Raw genomic sequence first — 19,468 nt, 5'->3', positions numbered from 1 at the left:
ATAGGATTGGGGTGGATGAACACTTAAAGTAAACATGCCTGCCCCCTCTTGTTTTGACAGAAAGGGAAAACAGGCAAAACCGGATTGAAATCAACCGGGATCTCTTAATTTAGTACAGAGAAAGCTTTTATAGACTCTATGAGCAAAACCCATGAAACGCCAACTTCTCATCAAGCCGATCAAGCCCCTCTTGCTCCCAAGAAGGCGGGTTTGAAGCGGTTTATCAGAAAAAGTATTTTCGGGTTTTTCGGTTTTTTTTTACTGTTGATCAACGGCCAACTTCTCTTACAACTGTACACTGAAGACATTGTAGGAGCTCTTATCAAAGAAATCGTTCACGCCCAAAGCGGTGGCTTGTACTACGCTGATTTTGACCGGATTCATTTTAACCTGTTCAAAAGCGGAATGAAGTTTACCAACTTACAAGTCCGCTTGGATTCCAATAAATACAACCCTCGTACCCAGCGCTGGGATACCAACCGCAATGTGTATGAAGTACAAATTCCCGAAGCTCAATTGAGTGGTTTGCAATTGGCAAAAATTTACTGGGACAATGAATTACATATTCAGGAAATAGCCTTTGAAAAACCTCATATACAAGCCTTTAATTACAAAACCCGGGAAGCACTTAAAGAAAAAGATCAACACAAGTTGGACAACCTCTACTTTATCATTGCCGATTACCTCAAGCTTTTCCGGATTAACAATTTTCAAATCAACAATGCCTCTTTACAAGTCACGGACTTGTCCAAAGAGAATGTCAAATTCAACTCACTGGAAAACATCAGCCTACAGGTAAATGACTTTGTTATCGACTCTTTGGCTTCTACTTTGGAAGAACAGATTGCATTTACCACAAGTGGTATCACTTTACAAATTACCAACAATAGCGTCCGGCTGGAAAATACCCCTTATGAGTTCCACTTGGGTGAACTATATGTTTCTACGGCGGATAGTCTGAGTTATGTCAAAAACGTTCATATCCGCACCTTTCAAAATCATTACGAACGGCTTAATGCCCAAAGAGAGCGAAAGTTTGACTACTTTCAGTTGCGTTTACCGGAATTGCGTTTTGAAGGAGTAGACTTCCACAAAGCTTATTTTGATAAAAAAATATATGTGGATCAAATATCGGTATTACAGCCAAGTGGCAAAGTCATCAAACACCCCGTCCCCGATTCGCTCAAACAACCCCTGGACTTATATGCATTGTTAGGCAACTACCTGGAATTGATCGATATCAATCAAATTAATCTAAAGCAAGCCAATTTCGACCTCACTTTGGGGGGACAAGCACTCGTCCTGAATGACTTCACCTTTCAAGGGGGGCGCTTTTTATTGGATTCGGCCACGCAACAATTCCGGAAGCCCAAATTGTATTTGGACAACTTTAGCCTTTCCTTACGGGATTACCGCACGACCTTGCCCGATCAGTTACACAACATCAAGGCCGGGCACATCCGCCTTTCTACCTACAACCGCGCCTTTAACGGACGGAATATTTTTCTCACTCCCGTAGCTTCCGACTATCTGCCGGAAAGGTTGAAAAAGAAACAAAAAAAACAGGTGCTCAATTGTCACTTTCCACAACTGCAACTCACCGGGTTTGATGTATGGAAACTTCTCAATGAAAAAAAACTGGACTTACATCACATCAAATTAACCCGGCCAAAACTGGAAGTCCTTCATTATCCATATATCTTGACACCCGACACTACGGCAGGAACGGATTCATTACGGCTTCCTCCCATGCCTGTAGCAGACAGTCTCGAACAAGAAATGCCGGCAATAGAAAGTGAACCGGTCAACATTAAAAATCTATATCCTTTACTTTCAAAGCAGTTCAGGTCGGTATCCTTCAACCGGATGGATATTGAAAACGGGGTTTTTGATGTCACCCGGTATGCCCAAGATACCACCACTACCTATTGGATTGATGCCTTTTCGGTCAGTATCGACAGCATGCGTTTGGACCCTTATGCCGTAAAGGATTCCAGTAAAATTTTATACACCCGGGACATTGCCTTGCACCTCACCGATGCAGGCATCAGTCTGCCCGACAGTTTGCATATGATGGAAATCGACCAGCTGGATTTTTCCATCCGGGATTCCAGTTTTTATGCTTCCGGATTGCTTGTATACCCGACCATTATCCCCGGAGACCCGGTCTTGTATCAACGCCCCTCTCCTATCCACTTTATGCAATTTAATCTTCAACAATTACTATTGGAGGAAATTGATTTTCACAAATTGTACTACGACAGCACTTTGCGTATCGGACAGTTTTCACTCAATACGCCTGATATTACCTATTTCAAAGATTCGCTGAATGTGCCCGTGCATATTTTAAAAGACTCGTTGAAAAAACAGAAAGGTCAAAAAGCGTTGGCTTTATCCCAGGTATTCAAAGGCATTGAAATCGAAAATTTTGATATCAACAACGGGAAGTACCAATTCTACCAATACCAAGTAGATAACCCCAATAACTCTTCGGCAGACTTCTTTTCCGTATGTATGCGGGCCGTACAATTGGATACCAATGCCTTGCAAAACAACCAAGTACTATTGCAATATGAAGATGCGGAAGTCATCACTCAAAACCTGTCTTTACAACTACCGGACTCAATACATACCCTGACCGTGGGAGAAATGATTCTTTCCAAATCCAATGCTTCACTGTTAGCGGATCAGATACAAATACAACCCAAAGGCTTCCGGGCGGTAGAGTCCCTTCCCAAACAGTACGATGTCTATCTCCCCACCCTTCAATTGTATGATGTGGACTGGGATAAATTATATTATGACCAGGAGTTGGAAATGGGAGAACTCTTAATTCCCAGGCCGCAAATCATCGCCTTGTTAAGGAACCGGGAAGAAAAGCAGAAAAAGCAAAGGGGTTCTTTTTCACTGGCAGACTTGCCCAAAGCACTGAGCAAAACGCTGCGCAAAGTGGCTATTCGCAAAATTGACATTCCGCAAGGCAACACCAGCCTGATCCACTTTAATCAAAAGGGGCAACGACAAGCGCTGGAGGTGGATAATTTTCACATTAGCCTGGAGCATTTGTCAATGGACACAAGCACTACCCTTACTCCTGACAACCTGCTGTTCAGTCAAAACTTGCAAGTTAAGCTGGAGGGCGTTCACCACTTGTTACCGGACCAAGCTCATCAAATCAAGGTAGATCATATTTCTTTTTCTACCCGCCAGCAAGACATTGTCCTGGAAGGCTTTCATATGGGCCCGGTAAAACCCTTTACGGCAAACCCACAACTCCTGGCCACCGATCACAAAAAGCAAGTGATGGATGTAAAAATCCCCCGTATCCTGATTCAAGATTTGGATGTATACCAGGGGATTTTGCACAAAGCTTTGGTGATCGATACTTTGCATCTGGAAAAGCCGGAAATGACCGTATATACCAATGCTTTATTGCCCAAGCCGGACAAGAAACCGTTTAACCCGGACAGCTTATACGCCAAGGTGGCCAATGGTTTTCATTCTTACCAAATCAATCATATTCAGTTTGACCAGGCAAATCTGGCCTTACAAACCCGGCATCCGGATAAAATTGAATCCCTAACAATTCCTTTATTACAAGGATCGGTTACCCGCTTTCAACTCGACAGTACGACCTATCAAGACCAAAGCCGGTTTTTATTCACTGATGACATCACTTTACAGTTTAAGGAATATAGCCTGGACTTGCCCGACAGTTTGTATGCCGTATATGTAAAAAACGGCCGTATTTCTACTGGTAAGCAACAAGTGGTATTGGATTCTATTCAACTGATCCCTCTGGTGGATAAATACGAGCTGGGTTTCAAAGTGGGGCATGAACAAGATTGGATGTCCATAAAAAACAAACAATTACAAATTGACCGGCTGAATTTTCACGACCTGTTATTTCGAAGGCGAATCAATGTCGGGAAATTGGCCATAGACGGCATGGACATGACCATATTCAGGGACAAACGTCCTCCATTTCCCGAAAACCATTCCCCCAAGTTGCCTCAACAAGCCTTGCGGGAAGCGCCTGTTTACATAAAAATTGATACGATCAACTACACCAACAATTCCATCACGTACGAAGAATTGGCTGAAGACGGCAAACAGCCCGGAGCGGTGAAATTCAAAGCCATGAATGTCTATGCCTACAACATCACCAATGATTCAAGCCTCTTAGCCAAAGGGCTTTCCGCAGAAATTTATGCCTATTCGTATATGATGGGAACCGGGTTGATGACAGTGACTTTTACCGTTCCTTTAGCAGATGAAAAAAATACCTTCTACTACGAGGGTAAAATGGATCAGATGAATTTGAAAGAGATCAACCCGATGTTGACCAATGTGGCTTTTCTGAAGATCAAAAGTGGCACTGCGGACAAGATGGCCTTTAAAGTGGAAGCCAATGATGACTATGCAAAGGGGAAAATGAATTTTCACTACAAAAACCTGGAAGTATCGCTCCTCAACAAAAACACCCAGAAATCGGGTTTACAAGAACGCTTGTTGAATTTCTTTATCAACCGTTTTCTGGTAAAAGGAGACAATCCGAAGTTCCTGTTCACCCGGAAAGCCAATATTTACAAAGAACGGGACAAGAGCAAATCGATCTTTAATTATATGTCGGCCACCGTTATGCGGGGTATTATCTCCAGTATCGGGATCAAAAAAGGGTCAAAAGAGAAAAACGAAACCAAAGAGCCTTAATCTCATTTGCCCGCTTCATCTTTATTGCCAAACAAAGATGATCAAAATCAACCTTCCTTATTTAAAAAGTATATAATTTCAAACCAAGAAAGTAAGGGCTTGTTTTTTCCCTTTTACTATCTGAAATTTATACTGAACTACCATTCGTTCGATTAGGTGCATGCACTTAACATTTGCATTTACTTGGCAAAATTTAAACTATACGAAGATTATGATCGGCATCATAGGAGGAGGCATTTCGGGATTAGCTACGGCCTACTATTTACAAAAGAAAGGAGTCCCTTATACTTTATTGGAGCTTTCATCTCGCGCAGGCGGGGTAATTGCCAGTAAAAAAGACCAAGGCCACCTGCTGGAATTGGGGCCCAACTCCCTCTTATGCAATCAAAATACACTGACTTTGCTCCGGGAATTAGACCTGGACCGGGAAACCATTACTCCTGAAGAAGTCAGCAAGCACCGGTATATTTTTAAAAACGGAGCCTACCAGGCATTGCCCTCCTCTCCTCCGGCCTTGTTGTCCAATAACTTTTTCAGCTTTTCTACCAAAATGAAAATTCTCTTTGAGTTTTTTCACCGTTCTAAAGGGCAAGCGGGTGAAACCGTAGCGGATTTTTTCCAACGGCATTTTGGAAAAGAGGTCGTTGAGAATGCCGTAAACCCTTTTATTTCGGGGATTTATGCAGGTGATCCGGCTCAACTTTTAATGGAAAAAACGTTTCCATCCCTGCTAGCATTTGAGGCAAAATACGGCTCGGTACTGAAAGGCTTTATCAAAAATGCCAAAACCACCGAACGCAAAGTGGCTGTGAGTTTTACAGAGGGTATGCAAACTTTGCCTTACAAACTGGCCAGCGTGCTGGAACATATTGAATACAACTGCAAAGTATCACGGATCGAAGCAAATGAAGGAGGCTTCCGGGTAAGCACGGAGAAAGGGAGTTTTGCTTTTGATCAAATTGTCTTGTCTCTTCCGGCAAGAGCTACCGCCAATATTCTCAACGAACTCCACCCCGATTTCGCTGAAAGCTTAATGCAATTGCATTACCCCCCCATGGCCGTAGTACATTCGGTATTTGAAAGAGATGCCGTAGGGCACCCCTTAAACGGCTTTGGAGGATTAAACCCGAAGACCTCCGGTTTGTTTCTGGCCGGAAGCATCTGGAGCAGTAGCTTGTTCCGCAATCGCACCGCAGATGACAAAGTATTAATCACTAGTTTTGTAGGAGGAGTACAATACGAGAAAAATGCGCAATTGGGTGAGGATGAAATCCGGGCAAACGTCACCCGTGAATTACAAAATTGCTATCAGATCAGTGCGGCACCCATATATCAACATTTTACATTCTGGCCGAAGGCCATCCCCCAGTACGACCAACGGATCTTGCCTGTTGAAACGAAACTACCTCAATTGGCAAAGCAAGGCATTCATGTATGTGCCAATTGGTATGGAGGGGTGTCTATTGCGGATTGCATTGACAAAGGAGCCACTTTAGCAAATACGCTAAGCCCCCAAATCCATCCGCACGAGGTTTAGAAAAAACGATAAAAAGAAAATAACAAGGATGAGGAGAGCATAAGTTGTTTCATTGTGTTTAGAAACGTTCTTCCCATCCCTGTTGGTAGACATTTACGCAGGCTTATCGGTGCAATGTAAACTGCTCAACGAAAGATTAAAGTACATTCAGTACTTGTTCTTTCATTTTCTCCAATTCATCCTTCATATTCACTACCAGGCGTTGAATCTCAGCATCGTTTGCTTTTGATCCGATGGTATTGATTTCCCGGCCGATTTCCTGGCAAATAAAGCCCAGCTTTTTCCCTTCCGAACGCGAATTGTTCAGTGTTTCTTCCAAATAATTCAAGTGGTTTTTCAAACGCACTTTCTCCTCACTGATGTCCAGCTTTTCAATATAGTAAATCAATTCCTGTTCAAAGCGGTTGGCATCAAAGTTTTCGTTATTGGAAAACTCTTGTACTTGGCTTTCCAGCTTTGTCCGGATTTTTTTCACCCTTTCAGGGTCTCTTTCTTCCACCTTTACCTGCAACTCCCTGATATGTTGTACCCCTTCTTCAAAAGCCACTTTCAGAGCTTGCCCTTCCTTGACACGGAACTCATCACAGGCTTTGATAGCCTCCAAAATAGTGGCTTTTACTACTTTCCAATCCTCTTCCAAATGCGCATCGTCCCAATCGTTGATACAAATATCCGGCATTTGCATCATCAGGCGCAGGATATCCTGTTTGGATAAACTGAAGGCATCTGCGGTTTGGCTCAACTCATTATAATATTGCTCGGCAATGGCTTGGTTTACTTTGAATTTATGCAATTCGGGCCTTTTGGAAGCATAATTCAACAATAGGGACACCTTGCCCCTCACCAACTCTTTGCTCACTAAATTTTTGATCTCAATTTCTTTATCGGAAAAATGACCATTCAGCTTAACATTAGAGTCCAGAAATTTAGAATTCAGCGTGCGTATCTCCACTTTCACCTCCAGATTCTCAGTTTCTTTCAGCGCGCTTCCATATCCGGTCATCGATTTTATCATAAAGGATAAAAAGTTAAAAGTAAATAAATCTTTTCGCAAACCTAAGGAATAAGATTGACAAGAAGAATGAACCGGTACAGATAAAATCACCTGTCTTTCCCGGTTGCCACTTTTTCCGGGTAAATAATTGACCTTGAGCGTCTATTTCCTCACTCTTCCCCTGCTTTTTCAAGAATAGTTCCACAGCATGGTTTGCAAAAGCCCAACAAAGACTAATAGGAGAATATTAATATTTATTCAAATCAGTTAACATACCGTAACACAAGCAATTTACTGTATATAGTATCTTAGGTTAATCTTAAAATAATTACAATTTCTCAATTATTAACTTTAACCTAAATTACTATGACTACACAAGTCTTTTGCAAACTTGTCCTTACAACTTTACTATTCTCTTTATTCAGCTGTGATAAAGAGGTGGTGGATGTAGCGCCTACTCCAACTTCCAGTAAGCATATGGCGTTAGGAGGCACTTCATTGTGCTTATTCAATTTCGACCCGGAAGATGAAGTCATTACGTTTGACAATCACCATCATCAACCCGGTGAAATCGTGTTCAAAACTCATTCTAAAAATGGCGTAGGTCCGGTAAAAATCTGGGGATATAATCCTGATTTGGGCAAATACAAAAATGCGGCAATGATTTTCGATTCCGAGCATCCGACCGGAGGCGATGATGATTTGGGCACGCCGAACGAAACATTCAATACCGGAACCGGACCGGGACCGGGAATAGGCAAAGGCGGAGAAGCCGGACAACCTTATCAAAATTGTAATCAACTCCATCAGGTGTTGATTATTTCCGAAGAAGACCTGAACAGCCATGATCCCGGAGACGAACACACTGCCGGAGTAGAATTTACTATCGACTTTTCCGAACTGTTTCTATTAGGCTATTCCGATATCCGGATCAAATCCTTAGACCTCGTTGATGTCAACCGGGCAGGAGCGTATGTAAAATTTGTAGGAACCTTCGGGGTAATACAACAACCCCTCCCGGTACTGGGCAACAACGGATATGCCCGGATCAGTAATTTTGGTCCGCTCAGTGGCCTCAAGAAAATGATCGTACACCTGGACGAAGCAGGTGGAGCCATTGATAACATTGCCTTTCAGGTATCCAAAGGCATTTTTGGCTGCACCAATTCGCATTACTATTGGAAAGCCAACGCTTCCGGTTTCTCTTTTGACACTACATGGGATAAATTAGGAGAACAAGGTCAAAACGAGCTATTTTTCCTTAGCGGAAAAAGCTGGGAAACAACCCTTAATACCGACCCTGACCACAATGCATACTACGTATTAAGCCGGCAATATATCGCGGCCGTATTGAATGTAATCCGGGGAAGTAGTGTGCCTTTGGAGGTGGCCGTTGCCTTAAAAGACGCCCGGCATCTATTCAAAAAGTACACACCTAAAGAGGTGAAAAGCTGGAACTATAATCTCCTGAAACTTGTCAAAAAAACCGAATTCCTCACCTTGGCCTTAGTCCTTGAAAAGTACAATCATGGCCTTATAGGCCCGGGGCATTGCAACCATAATGAAGACGGTTCAATCTTAACCTTAGAAGTACAATCTTATTTATAAACTAAACTAATCGTAAACTTCCCAGGCTGCCGGTAGTATACCGGCAGCTTTTTTTGCTTTAACCATCCATAGTTAACATGATTCTTTCCATTGGTTTTGACTCGGTCCGGTGAAAGACTTCTCAGAAGAGTTGTGAGTCTTCTCCCCCGTTTTTGTATGTAAATAAATTGTGAAGCCTTTCCGGATTTAATTAGTTACTTTGAATGCCTAAGTAGATTAAAACCTAAGTTAAAATGATTATGAACCTATTCAAACCGTATTATGCGTCCCTATTTCTTTTCCTTTTCTTTGCCTGTCAGGCGAAAAAACACGAGCAGGCAAAACCGAATATCATCTTAATCTATGTAGATGACTATGGCTGGCGGGATGTCGGTTTTAACGGAAGCCAGTTTTATGAAACACCCCATATCGACCAACTGGCAGCAGACGGAATGACCTTCACCAATGCATATGCCAATGCGCCCAACTGTGCTCCTTCACGGGCTTGTTTACTTTCCGGACAATATTCCCCCCGGCATGGAATCTATACGGTAAACTCCAGTGAACGGGGAGACAAGGCCCAACGTAAAATCATTCCCATCCCCAATAAAACTACCTTGGATACCGGAGTCCTGACCATGGCTGAAGCCTTAAAGCCAGCCGGTTACACATCCGTTTCGATCGGGAAATGGCATTTGGGAGAAGCTCCGTATACGGGTCCAAAAGGCCAAGGCTTCGATATTAATATCGGAGGTACGCATAAAGGACACCCCAAATCCTATTTTTCTCCCTATCAAAACCCCAAACTTCAGGATGGGCCCGAAGGAGAATACCTTACCGACCGCCTCAATGAGGAAGCCATCCGGTTTATCGAGCAACACCAAGAGGCTCCCTTTTTCATGTACCTAACACATTTTGCCGTCCATACGCCTATTCAAGGAAAAAAGGAATTGACAGAAAAATACAACCATAAACCCGTAGTAGACGAGCAAAAGAATGCCGAATATGCTGCGATGATCGAAAGTGTAGACCAGGGAGTCGGGAAAATTGTTGAAAAACTGAAAGCGCTCAACTTGTACCAAAACACCATGATCGTTTTTTATTCGGATAACGGTGGGCATGGAGTGGTTACTTCCAACAAGCCTTTGCGCGGCTCCAAAGGGATGCTTTATGAAGGAGGGATCCGGGTGCCCATGAGTGTCACCTGGCCGGAAAAAATTCAAGCCCGGACCCGTTCCGAAGTTCCTGTGATCGGTACAGACCTCTTTCCTAGCTTTTTGGAAGCAGCCGGATTGAAAAAGCCTGAAGAAAAAATCCTGGACGGTGAAAGTCTGTTTCCCCTTTTGACACAAAGCGGCCCCTTACAGCGGGAAGCCATTTACTGGCATTTCCCCGCTTATCTGGAAGCTTACCACCCTTCGCAAGGAGCCTTTCGCATCACTCCGGCCGGAGCCATCCGGAAAGGGGATTATAAACTGATCGAGTATTTTGAAGAGGGGCGTTTTGAATTATTCAACCTGAAAGAAGACCTGGAAGAAAGCCAAAACCTGATTGCAAAGGAACCCGCGAAGTTACAGGAATTAAAACTATTAATGAGCCAATGGCGCCAGGCGATCCAAGCCCCCGTCCCTATGGAACCCAACCCGGATTACATTGTACGGGAAGACGTAAGATAAAGGGGATAATCTTAAAATAACCTTCCGGTTGTGTTTTAACCTGGAAGGTTCACTCCTTCATTTCCTGCTGCTATCACCGACTTTTTTCTTGAAAAACAAGGCACCTCGTTTGAGTCATTAAATTGTTTTGTTTCAACACCTTTCACAGAAAACCACTGTACAAAAATTGAAAAGCATGAAAAATGGGGCGTTTAATGGTATTTTTAATAGTTTAGCTACTTCAGTACAAATAATACAGGTAAAGAACATAGTACTAAATTAAACGAAAAGTTAAATGAAACGAGAAATTAAAAAATGCTGGGTATTTATTTACCTGGTTTTGAGTTACAATTTATCATTAGCCCAAGACTACCATTTTTCAAAAGAAGAGGTACATATTATAGGCCGAGGCTCGACAGAATGGAAAGAAAATCACCTTTCAATCAAAGACTGTTTTATTGCGTTGAAAGAACAAAGTCCGGAAAATTTTGAAATGTCTTTTTTTGCAAAAGCTCCAAACAATGCAGAGCAAGTGCAGATTTGGTCAGGGTTTGGCTTTCAGGATAGAAACAACCGTTATGCCCTTGGACTACGAGGAGGGAACAACAATGATCTTTATTTATGTCGATACCAATCGAATGCAAAAAATGAAATGTTAGCCCTTGAATCTTTGGATTTCCAACCTAAACCAGGTGAAACCTATAAGATCAGGATTATCTTTTGGGAAGGAAACATCAGGGTGTACCTCAATGAAGAAGAGCGAGCCCGGATCATTGTCAAAGATAAAGAATATTTGAAAGGCGGCACGGCCGTACTAGGTGGCGGATGGATTCGAACCGATTATCAAGACTTAAATATCAAACAACTGACCACAAAGGAAGTAGCTAATTATTCGGCTGATACCTTAAAATATTCGAAGAAACTCACCCAAAGCCAAAAAGAAAAGCTTAGAGCAAAACAACGTACAAATTACCGGGGGCATAAAATCAAAAAGCTTAGCGCTGCAAGAAATGAAGTCGCCCTCAATGGGGATTGGTTGTTTATGCCAGGATACCAGATAAAGCCGGATGGGGATGCGCCTTATGCCGTTCAATTAAATGATGAAAACTGGCATGTAATGCAGGTGCCGAGCTTCTGGAACCCTGTTCGCAACTGGCTGCACCTACAAGACTCTGGACTACCACACCGGGGCAGCGGCCTCTCTGACAACTACAGAGAAAACGAAGAAAGCAGGTGTGAGGCCTATACTTTTGATTATACAAAAACCAACTCGGCCTGGTATCGACACTGGATCGAATTGCCTAAAAAGCTAGAAGGGAAACGCTACAGCTTACATTTCGATGCTGTTTCAAAAATAGCCGATGTGTATGTAAATGGTCAATACGTTGGAGGACACATCGGGATGTTTGGCGATTTTGCATTTGACATCACCGATGTGGTAAAACCGGGTAAAAATATCATTGCAGTAGGAGTAAAAGTACGGAAAAACAAAAAGGCAGCCAATGCCGATCAAAATGTGACCAAAGCTGTTTCAGTGGATGTCACTAATGACATGCTCAATTCTCTACCTTTTGGCATGTTTAACGGGGATGAAGGAGGTATCTGGCAGGAAGTAAAACTTGTCGTTACCCAAGCTACATATATCAAAGATGTATATGCCAATATAACAGCTAAGGGAGGGACTTTTGAAATCAGTATAAACAATACCGGTCAAGACGAAGGAAAGATAGATGTAAAATTAGACATCATAGACCCACAAACCCATCAGCCTCTTTCCATTTCGGAATCGCGCAAAAGGATTACAATACAACCAGGAACGACTGCTGAAGTCCACTGCAAAACAGGAACTATCCGTCCTAAACTGTGGAGTCCTGAACAACCCAACCTTTATACATTGGTCACCTCTTTGTACCAACAGGGTAAGTTGATTGACACCCAACACACAACCATAGGGTTTAGGACTTTTGAAGCGAGAGGGAATCAGTTTTATTTGAATGGAAGACCTTATTGGGTTCGGGGTGCCAACCATCCACCTTGTGGTATTGCCCCGAATGACCGCAAATTAGCAAATACATTTTTTAAGTTGATGCACGAGGGCAATCAAATGATGACTCGTTCTCATGGCAGTCCGTTTACCAAAGCTTGGATGGATGCCGCCGACACACAAGGTGTTGGTGTGAGTTATGAAGGTTCATGGCCTTGGTTAATGATCGGCAATATCCCCTCACAAGAGTTACTCGATGTGTGGAAAGAGGAAATGCTCTCTCTGGTCAAAAAGTACAGAAACCACCCCTCTTTATTGATCTGGACAGTCAATAATGAGATGTACTTTACCATGTTCTACCATAATGATCCGCCAGAAATCCGGATAAAAAAATGGGAAATCCTTTCTGAAGTAATCAAAGAAATCCGGAAACTATCTCCCAATACCGTTATTTCTGCCGATTCAGGTTATGGCCGTGTCCTGACAGATTATCAGCAAAACTTAAAACCCCTGGGGATAGATGATGGAGATATTGACGACCGCCATGTATATTTTAATTGGTACAATCGGGATTTCTTCCAAATCATTGACGGAGAATGGTCCAAGCGCATTTATTGGTCGCCTGGAGCGAATACTAACCGGCCGTTTTTTAGTCAGGAAACATCAACCGGGTACACCAATAATGATAGCGGTCACTTTAACAGGAAATACCTTTTTAAAAACTATGTACCACAAGCTTGGGTAGGAGATTGGGCCTATGAAGACAAAGATCCGACCTTCACCTTGCAAAGGCATGCTTTTATGACAAAAGAATTGATGGAAGTCATCCGCAGAACCAGTCCGGCCTCGGCAGGCGTACTATTATTTGCCAATGTATGTTGGTTCAGGAATGTATATGATGCCGACCGGATCACACCTTACCCTGTATACGATGCCGTTAAAAAAGCGTCCAACCCGGTATTAGTCAGTGCAGAGCTGTTTGGAAGAAACTTTTATGCAGGTTCTACTATCAAGCCTCGTGTTTGTATAGTCAATGATGCAAACGATGGCAATGCCATTCCAACCTCTCAGTTGAAATGGGCAATTGAGTATCAAGGCACTGTACTCCATGAAGGGGTTCAAGATGTACCATCTGTACCACATTACCAACGGAAATGGATGGAGCTTGAAGTCAATTTACCCGAAAGTTTGCCTGTTTCCAAGGCCACTTATCAATTGGTATTGACCCTACACACCCAGGGGCAAACCCTCTCGGCAAACACTTATGATTTGACCATTGCCGAAAAGCAATGGGTAAGTACTCAACACCTTTCGGAGAATAAAAAGATTGCAGTTTTTGACTTGACAGGAGAGACCTGTAAAGTATTGGATTTTCTGGGGCTGAAATATCAAAAAATAAGCGACCTCACAGCAATCCGTTTTATTAAAGCCGATTTATTGATAATTGCCAATTTGGATACCGATGAAGAAGTGCCGTACAATTGGGAAGATGTCAAAAAAGTTTGTGGCAATGGAAGTAATGTATTACTGGTACACCCCGGAAAGCACCTACAATGGTTATATTACAATAAAATCGAATCCTTGTATGAAAGAAAGGGAAGAGTAGTAAACATGCATATTCCCGAACATGAAGCCTTTGAAGGGATCGGTCCTTTGGAACTGGCCTGGTGGCAACAAGTGGGTAGAGAAAAACCTAGAGCTTGCAGGCGCTCATTCCGTTTGAAAAACCCGGAAGATGCCAACGCTTTGTGTACTTATTTAAGACCACACACGGGTCTTGGTAGCGCCCCGGAAGATTATTTATCAGAAATGAGTGGAATTCCATTGATGGAAATCACAGAAAAGAAAGGAAGACTAATAGCCTCCGAAATGGAAACCAATATGGCAGATCAAGACCCAGTTGCCGCAAAGTTATTTATCAACCTGATTAAAAACTTAACCAATTAACAAAGAGAAGTTACTGGAAAAGTCAACAAACTTTAAAATACTTCGAAGCCTCCAAATCACCAATCTTTGATTTAGAGGCTTCTTTAATTCCCATAACCAGCTTTTCAAACAACTTAGTGTCTCTACTGGTTAATTCAGGGGCAATGCCTTTCCTTTTTCACTTCCACTATTTGTTCTTGGCATTACCTAATTTTAGCTACTCAATTTCAAAAACAGCTTGAATTTCCACTGATGAATTCACAGGAATAGAGGAAGCGCCATAGGTTGCTCTGGCATGCCGCCCCTTCTCTCCAAAAATGTCTACCAGTAAATTTGAGGCGACATTCATCAATGCTGCATGTTGGGTATAATCGTCTTTTGTATTAAAGATTCCAGTGAGTTGAACACATTTTTTTACCCTATTTAAATCACCATCAACCGCATCTTTCAAAACCGATAAAACATTTAGAATGGCTACTCTTGTGGCTTCTTGCACCTGCTCTTCAGTTAGTCCTTTTCCTAATTTTCCGGGATGTACAATTTTTCCATTCTTTAATGCTACTTGATTAATAAAAACCAAATTTCCGGTACGGACAAAGGGCTGATAGTTTCCTGCCGGTTCGGGTACTTTAGGCAGTTCAATTTGTTTCGCTTTGAGAACGGCATGTACATCTGTTTGTGAGGAATCCTTTTTGCTTGGCCTTTTTTGGGAAAATGTCCCTTTCAGAGCCAATGCAACCTTGGCGATCTTTTGCCCTTGAAGCCTGGCCAACAAGCGTTCGCTTTGAGAGGGTCTTTCCACGTTGTTTAAAGACGCCAAACTGGTTGTACCTAATACTGTGTTTCCTTGCGGTATAGTCTTATCTACACTTTCGTAACCTCTCATGCCATTGCTCACTAGTATCATCCCATGTACAGACAAGCTATTCCAAAAAGACTGGATGGCCAATTCTTTTCCGGCCCCACTTCCGGCAGACATAAATACCGTTGCCGGCATGCCTTCTAAAGCGTGGTTACTCCATAAGTTTACGGTTTTTGCCAGAAACTCGCTCATTGCTGTACTCATATTTCCAAAATAGATTGGCGAGCCAAAAGCAATACCATCATAGGAGGTTAATTCTTCAACCTCTGCTACAGGAATACTTTTTAGGATGGGATGCTCAGAAGCTTTCACCTGTTTGATATAAGCATTTGCCTCCCCTTTTGCCTCAATACCGGTTGCTATCTCTTTCGCTAACTTATAAGTCCCGCCATTATCTGAATGAATTAAGACAAGTATTTTGGCTTTTTGCGCCTGAATATTACTTACAAAAAAGATGGTCAAAACCAAGCATATTGTGCTATATAATTTCATAAAAAAACAATTTTGATTTTCTGTCTCTGTTCAGGAAAAGGCTCTTGGGTTCATAGAACGAGGCGCTCCTTTATTGCCCCGGCAAAAATAGTGAAGCTATCCGTGATTCCCTTATTTGTTTGAAACTTTGCCAAAGCAACTCTCTCAATCCCGATAGCCACCCTGCAACTGAAAAACCATCTGCAAGGAAGCTGCTGTGCCTATGCCATAGAAGCAATTTGTATTTCATTTGCCAGTCACTTTCAGAATTTCCTCAGTTTATTTTTCCTCAACAACACACCGGGTTTGCCTGATGTGTTACTTCAATAGAATAATGAGGAATACCAGAAGGAAAAAATACTTATAAAAAAATCCAACAGCTCTCAGCCCTTCAGCAGCTGTTAAAGTGTATATTCCCCTTTTTAATCTCAGTGTTACAGTGATAGGCTCTTAGGAATCGTTTCAAATGTACCAACCATGAGTCCCTTCAAATGGCGCTAATAGAGTGCCGGTCACATTATTTAGAATAAGCTATGGTATAGCAGTTTGTTTGGGTTTCACTCTTTGTTTTACTTCCCTATGAAAATCAAAATAAAGCAGCCTCTGATCAGTCATCCATTCGTACTTTACCTTTCCATATTTAAGCACACCCGTCTTATACTCAATCCCCTTGCCAGTGGGCACTAGTATGTCAATGAAGTGAATTAACTATTTTTTTTTGAGATGAATCTCCTTTTGGTTGGGGATGCTCATGCTCTTCATGTGAGAGATGCTTTCCTGATACATGGAAACGTGTATCAGGAGAAGGATGTGTATAGGGGACAGTATTAAAAAGTGTTATTAAGCTGTAAACACTTAGTAGAGATAGTACTTTTATGTTAGAATATTTCCTCATCGAAGCGCAGTCAACAATTATTTATTTGCCGAATTAAGAACAGGAATCCCCCCTTACCAAACATCCTATACCCTTGATTTTATGGCATTTCACTCCTGCCCATACCCTGAATTTTTTTCACAACCCAAGGCTATACCCAGAGACAATCCGGCTTTGAAATTCAATCCATGAAGGTGTGTATGGTCAGATGGGTACCCGCTTTGACTGCGGGGTAAAAAAATATTCGATTCGGATCTGTGTTTGTGCCTGAGCTGGCAAAGCACTTGCTATTTTGATTATTACAGTTGTATAGAAATAGAGGCTGCCTGAATAAACTGGCAACCTCCGGTATGACACGGCTTATTTATTTCTCTTCTATAGAAAAAAAACAGTTTAGGACATAGTTAAATTTCAACTTAGGGACAAAGAGAGTTCTCCTCAAAATTGGAATCAATATTAAACTTGCTCTAAGAGCAAAGTACGAATAAGCCGAATTGATTTAAAAAAAGGTATTTATTCTGATTTTTTTGCCAAAATTTGATGACTGCCTTCTTGGATTTCCACTACCCAACTATCTGCTTGACCCACCCCCTGAATCTTTACACCGTCAATGTTAATCTTAGGAAATGCATTTGGGATATGTACGATTGCTTTTGTACCCACAGGTACAGTTAAATCCATTTTGAATGCAGAATCTTTATCAATTTGCAATACGATTTTTCCTTTTACCGTCGGTACCGTTGCTTTTATATGGGTCAGAAAACCAAGCTGGGGCTTTATTTGAAAAACACGATACCCCGCTTCAAGCGGACTAACCCCCGCTACATATTGCGATAAAAGCGTTAAGCCTCCCCCACTCCAGGCATGATTGGTCGTTCCCCCTCCAAAGCCTTCAGCCCCTATTCCCCAACCTTCCCATAAGGTCGTATATTGTGTATTATGCACCATTTCGGCAAACCTTTCTTTCATCCGGTTTAAAGCTTGCTCCGGATATCCCATTTGAAACAGGGCTTCCAATACATATTTTTCCATATATGGGCTTGCATGTTTTTCTTTTTGTAAGATTCGTAAAATATGCTGAAACGTCTCTTCCCCGGCTAAACCTGCCACTACAGCTAATCCTTGAGACCGGTCATCGGTTGCCCCTTTATATTGAGGAGACCTGTAAGCAGCACCTGTCCAAAAAACCTTATTAAAATTCTTCTTAAACAACTCCATTTTAAGCTGAAGGGCATCGAAGGTTTCCTTTTCTCCTAACAATTGGCTCATAAGTGCATAAGCTTCAAGGGCCATATAGTATTGGGTATTATACAATAGCTCCATGTCCTTATTACTTCCCCAATCTCCCCAAGTCCACCCACCTTGTCTTAAGACCAAGGTGCCTTGATCATTTAACTTCCATAAACTGAGATATCGTTGTACTGCTGGATATGCCTCTTTTATAGTTTGACGATCCCCTGTATGGAGATAGTAATTCCAAAAACCATATTTACCTATACTGGATAACATTTGAGTTGGGAGCTCTCTATCCCAATTTCCTGCGGGGACTGGCGAATATAAGGTAGAATCATGCCGCTGCCAATTCACCAATTCCAAGATACCCTTTTTAGTTAACAGGTGACTACTGGGGGACAAAGCATAAAAAGACTCCCCGCTTTCCAACACCAAGTCTCCCCACCATTGCGCTCTTTCTCTATCCGGACAATCCATATATGTATCCCGCATGGTGACATATAATGTGCGAAGGGATTTTTCCCATAATCTGTTATAGAAAGGAATATCGCAATAAAAAACCCCGTTAAAATCCGTATCATAACCTGTCTCCCGATACTTTAGGTCGAGTACCTCTATCCCTTCGGGAATATGATAATGTACTTCATGCCCATTCATCCAGCCCAGACTCTCATATTCTTGTTCTCCGTCTTTGGTTACATATTCAGCCCTCACATTAGGATTACTCCCCCCCATATAATTATCGGTTTGGATAGATATCAATTGGCCTGCCTTCGCTTTCACTTTCAAAAAGGGAGTGATGTGAGCATTGTAAGGCAAGTGCATGGTGAGGGTATCCCCTTTTGAAGTAAAAGGAAAATCTTTGGTGTTAATGTAGTTTTTTACGCCAAAGTCTTTCCATTGGGGTATCGGCCTGGCCGTTAACTCACCCCAAGGCGAATCGCCTGCTCGCCCAATTTCCAGGGCATTGTTGGCCCCTAGGGCAACAGAGTTTGTCAAATCCAAACTCCCTTTTCTGGCATCAAAATAAATATTGGATTCAGCTAATCTATAATTTGGGTGAGGTTCTTGAGTATGACCAAAACCGCCCTGCTTCCAAGCTTTCCAAGAGTCGTTTGAAGAAAGAGCGGGGAGCTTTTGGACTTCAAATAGCAACCCGCTCTTCCCACTATTTTTGTGAGAAAACCCCTCTTTACCAAAAAACCAAACCAGCACATTTATTTGATTTTCTCCTTTTTTCAGGTAGGGAGAGAGATCCACTTCATCATAGTATGTGCCATTGGGTTTTGGGCCACGTTTTAACCCTCCTTCAAACACCACAAGTTGCTTATTTATCCATAACCAATATTTAGAATCTACAGCAATTTTGGAAAATAGGGGCTTAGGGGGTACCTCTTCCAAACGAATACTTTTCTGAAACATGGTCCAGGCATTTACTGAATCTAACTTGTCTACCGTAGAAATCCACTTTGCTTTCCAAGGTTCGAGGTTATTTTCTTTTTCAGTATTTGAAAGGGTTAATTTCTGCTCACCAACTTGTACGGTGTCAGCCTGGCATGAAATAAGCATGAATAGAATGATGATAGGTAGTTTTAACAGATAAAGATATTTCATAGATACATTCATTTCAAT

Annotated in this window: 8 protein-coding genes; 5 read left to right on the top strand and 3 right to left on the bottom strand. The window is 42.1% G+C overall.

The genetic code is table 11. From position 1 onward, the window contains the following. Window positions 1–138 precede the first annotated feature (138 nt). Window positions 139–4,713, top strand: a complete 4,575-nt coding sequence (locus tag AAG747_RS08900) for a hypothetical protein (RefSeq protein WP_346820808.1) — start codon at window positions 139–141, stop codon at window positions 4,711–4,713. 211 nt (window positions 4,714–4,924) lie between these two features. Next, entirely contained in the window at window positions 4,925–6,250 is a 1,326-nt protein-coding gene (gene hemG, locus AAG747_RS08895) for a protoporphyrinogen oxidase (protein ID WP_346820807.1), read from the top strand. Window positions 6,251–6,386: 136 nt separating this feature from the next. Here the strand turns inward: hemG and AAG747_RS08890 are convergent, their stop codons facing one another. Continuing rightward, complete coding sequence (locus AAG747_RS08890; RefSeq protein WP_346820806.1) at window positions 6,387–7,265, bottom strand: YicC/YloC family endoribonuclease; 879 nt, start codon at window positions 7,263–7,265, stop codon at window positions 6,387–6,389. Between the two features lie 345 nt (window positions 7,266–7,610). Between AAG747_RS08890 and AAG747_RS08885 the strand changes: the two genes are divergently transcribed. The 3 genes from AAG747_RS08885 (at window position 7,611) to AAG747_RS08875 (ending at window position 14,417) form a co-directional block, all read left to right on the top strand. Further along, a complete protein-coding gene (locus tag AAG747_RS08885; RefSeq protein WP_346820805.1) occupies window positions 7,611–8,852 on the top strand; it encodes a hypothetical protein in 1,242 nt (413 codons plus the stop codon). A gap of 233 nt (window positions 8,853–9,085) precedes the next feature. After that, on the top strand, window positions 9,086–10,507 hold the full coding sequence (locus AAG747_RS08880) for a sulfatase (protein ID WP_346820804.1): 1,422 nt from the start codon (window positions 9,086–9,088) through the stop codon (window positions 10,505–10,507). A 274-nt stretch (window positions 10,508–10,781) separates the two neighbouring features. Then, on the top strand, window positions 10,782–14,417 hold the full coding sequence (locus AAG747_RS08875; RefSeq protein ID WP_346820803.1) for a glycoside hydrolase family 2 protein: 3,636 nt from the start codon (window positions 10,782–10,784) through the stop codon (window positions 14,415–14,417). 196 nt (window positions 14,418–14,613) lie between these two features. Here AAG747_RS08875 and AAG747_RS08870 read toward each other — a convergent pair whose 3' ends face one another. Together AAG747_RS08870 and AAG747_RS08865 are read right to left on the bottom strand one after the other, a co-directional pair. Continuing rightward, window positions 14,614–15,750 (bottom strand): Atu1372/SO_1960 family protein, encoded by a 1,137-nt coding sequence (locus AAG747_RS08870; RefSeq protein ID WP_346820802.1) that lies wholly within the window; start codon window positions 15,748–15,750, stop codon window positions 14,614–14,616. Window positions 15,751–17,116: 1,366 nt separating this feature from the next. After that, the gene (locus tag AAG747_RS08865; RefSeq protein ID WP_346820801.1) at window positions 17,117–19,450 is read right to left on the bottom strand and encodes an alpha-L-rhamnosidase-related protein; all 2,334 of its coding nucleotides are present in this window, start codon (window positions 19,448–19,450) and stop codon (window positions 17,117–17,119) included. Window positions 19,451–19,468 lie beyond the last annotated feature (18 nt).

This window comes from Rapidithrix thailandica (assembly GCF_039710355.1).
In the GTDB taxonomy this organism is placed as follows: domain Bacteria; phylum Bacteroidota; class Bacteroidia; order Cytophagales; family Flammeovirgaceae; genus Rapidithrix; species Rapidithrix thailandica.
The sequence above is the reverse complement of the archived record's forward strand: the minus strand, read 5'-3'. Positions and strand labels throughout refer to the sequence as shown.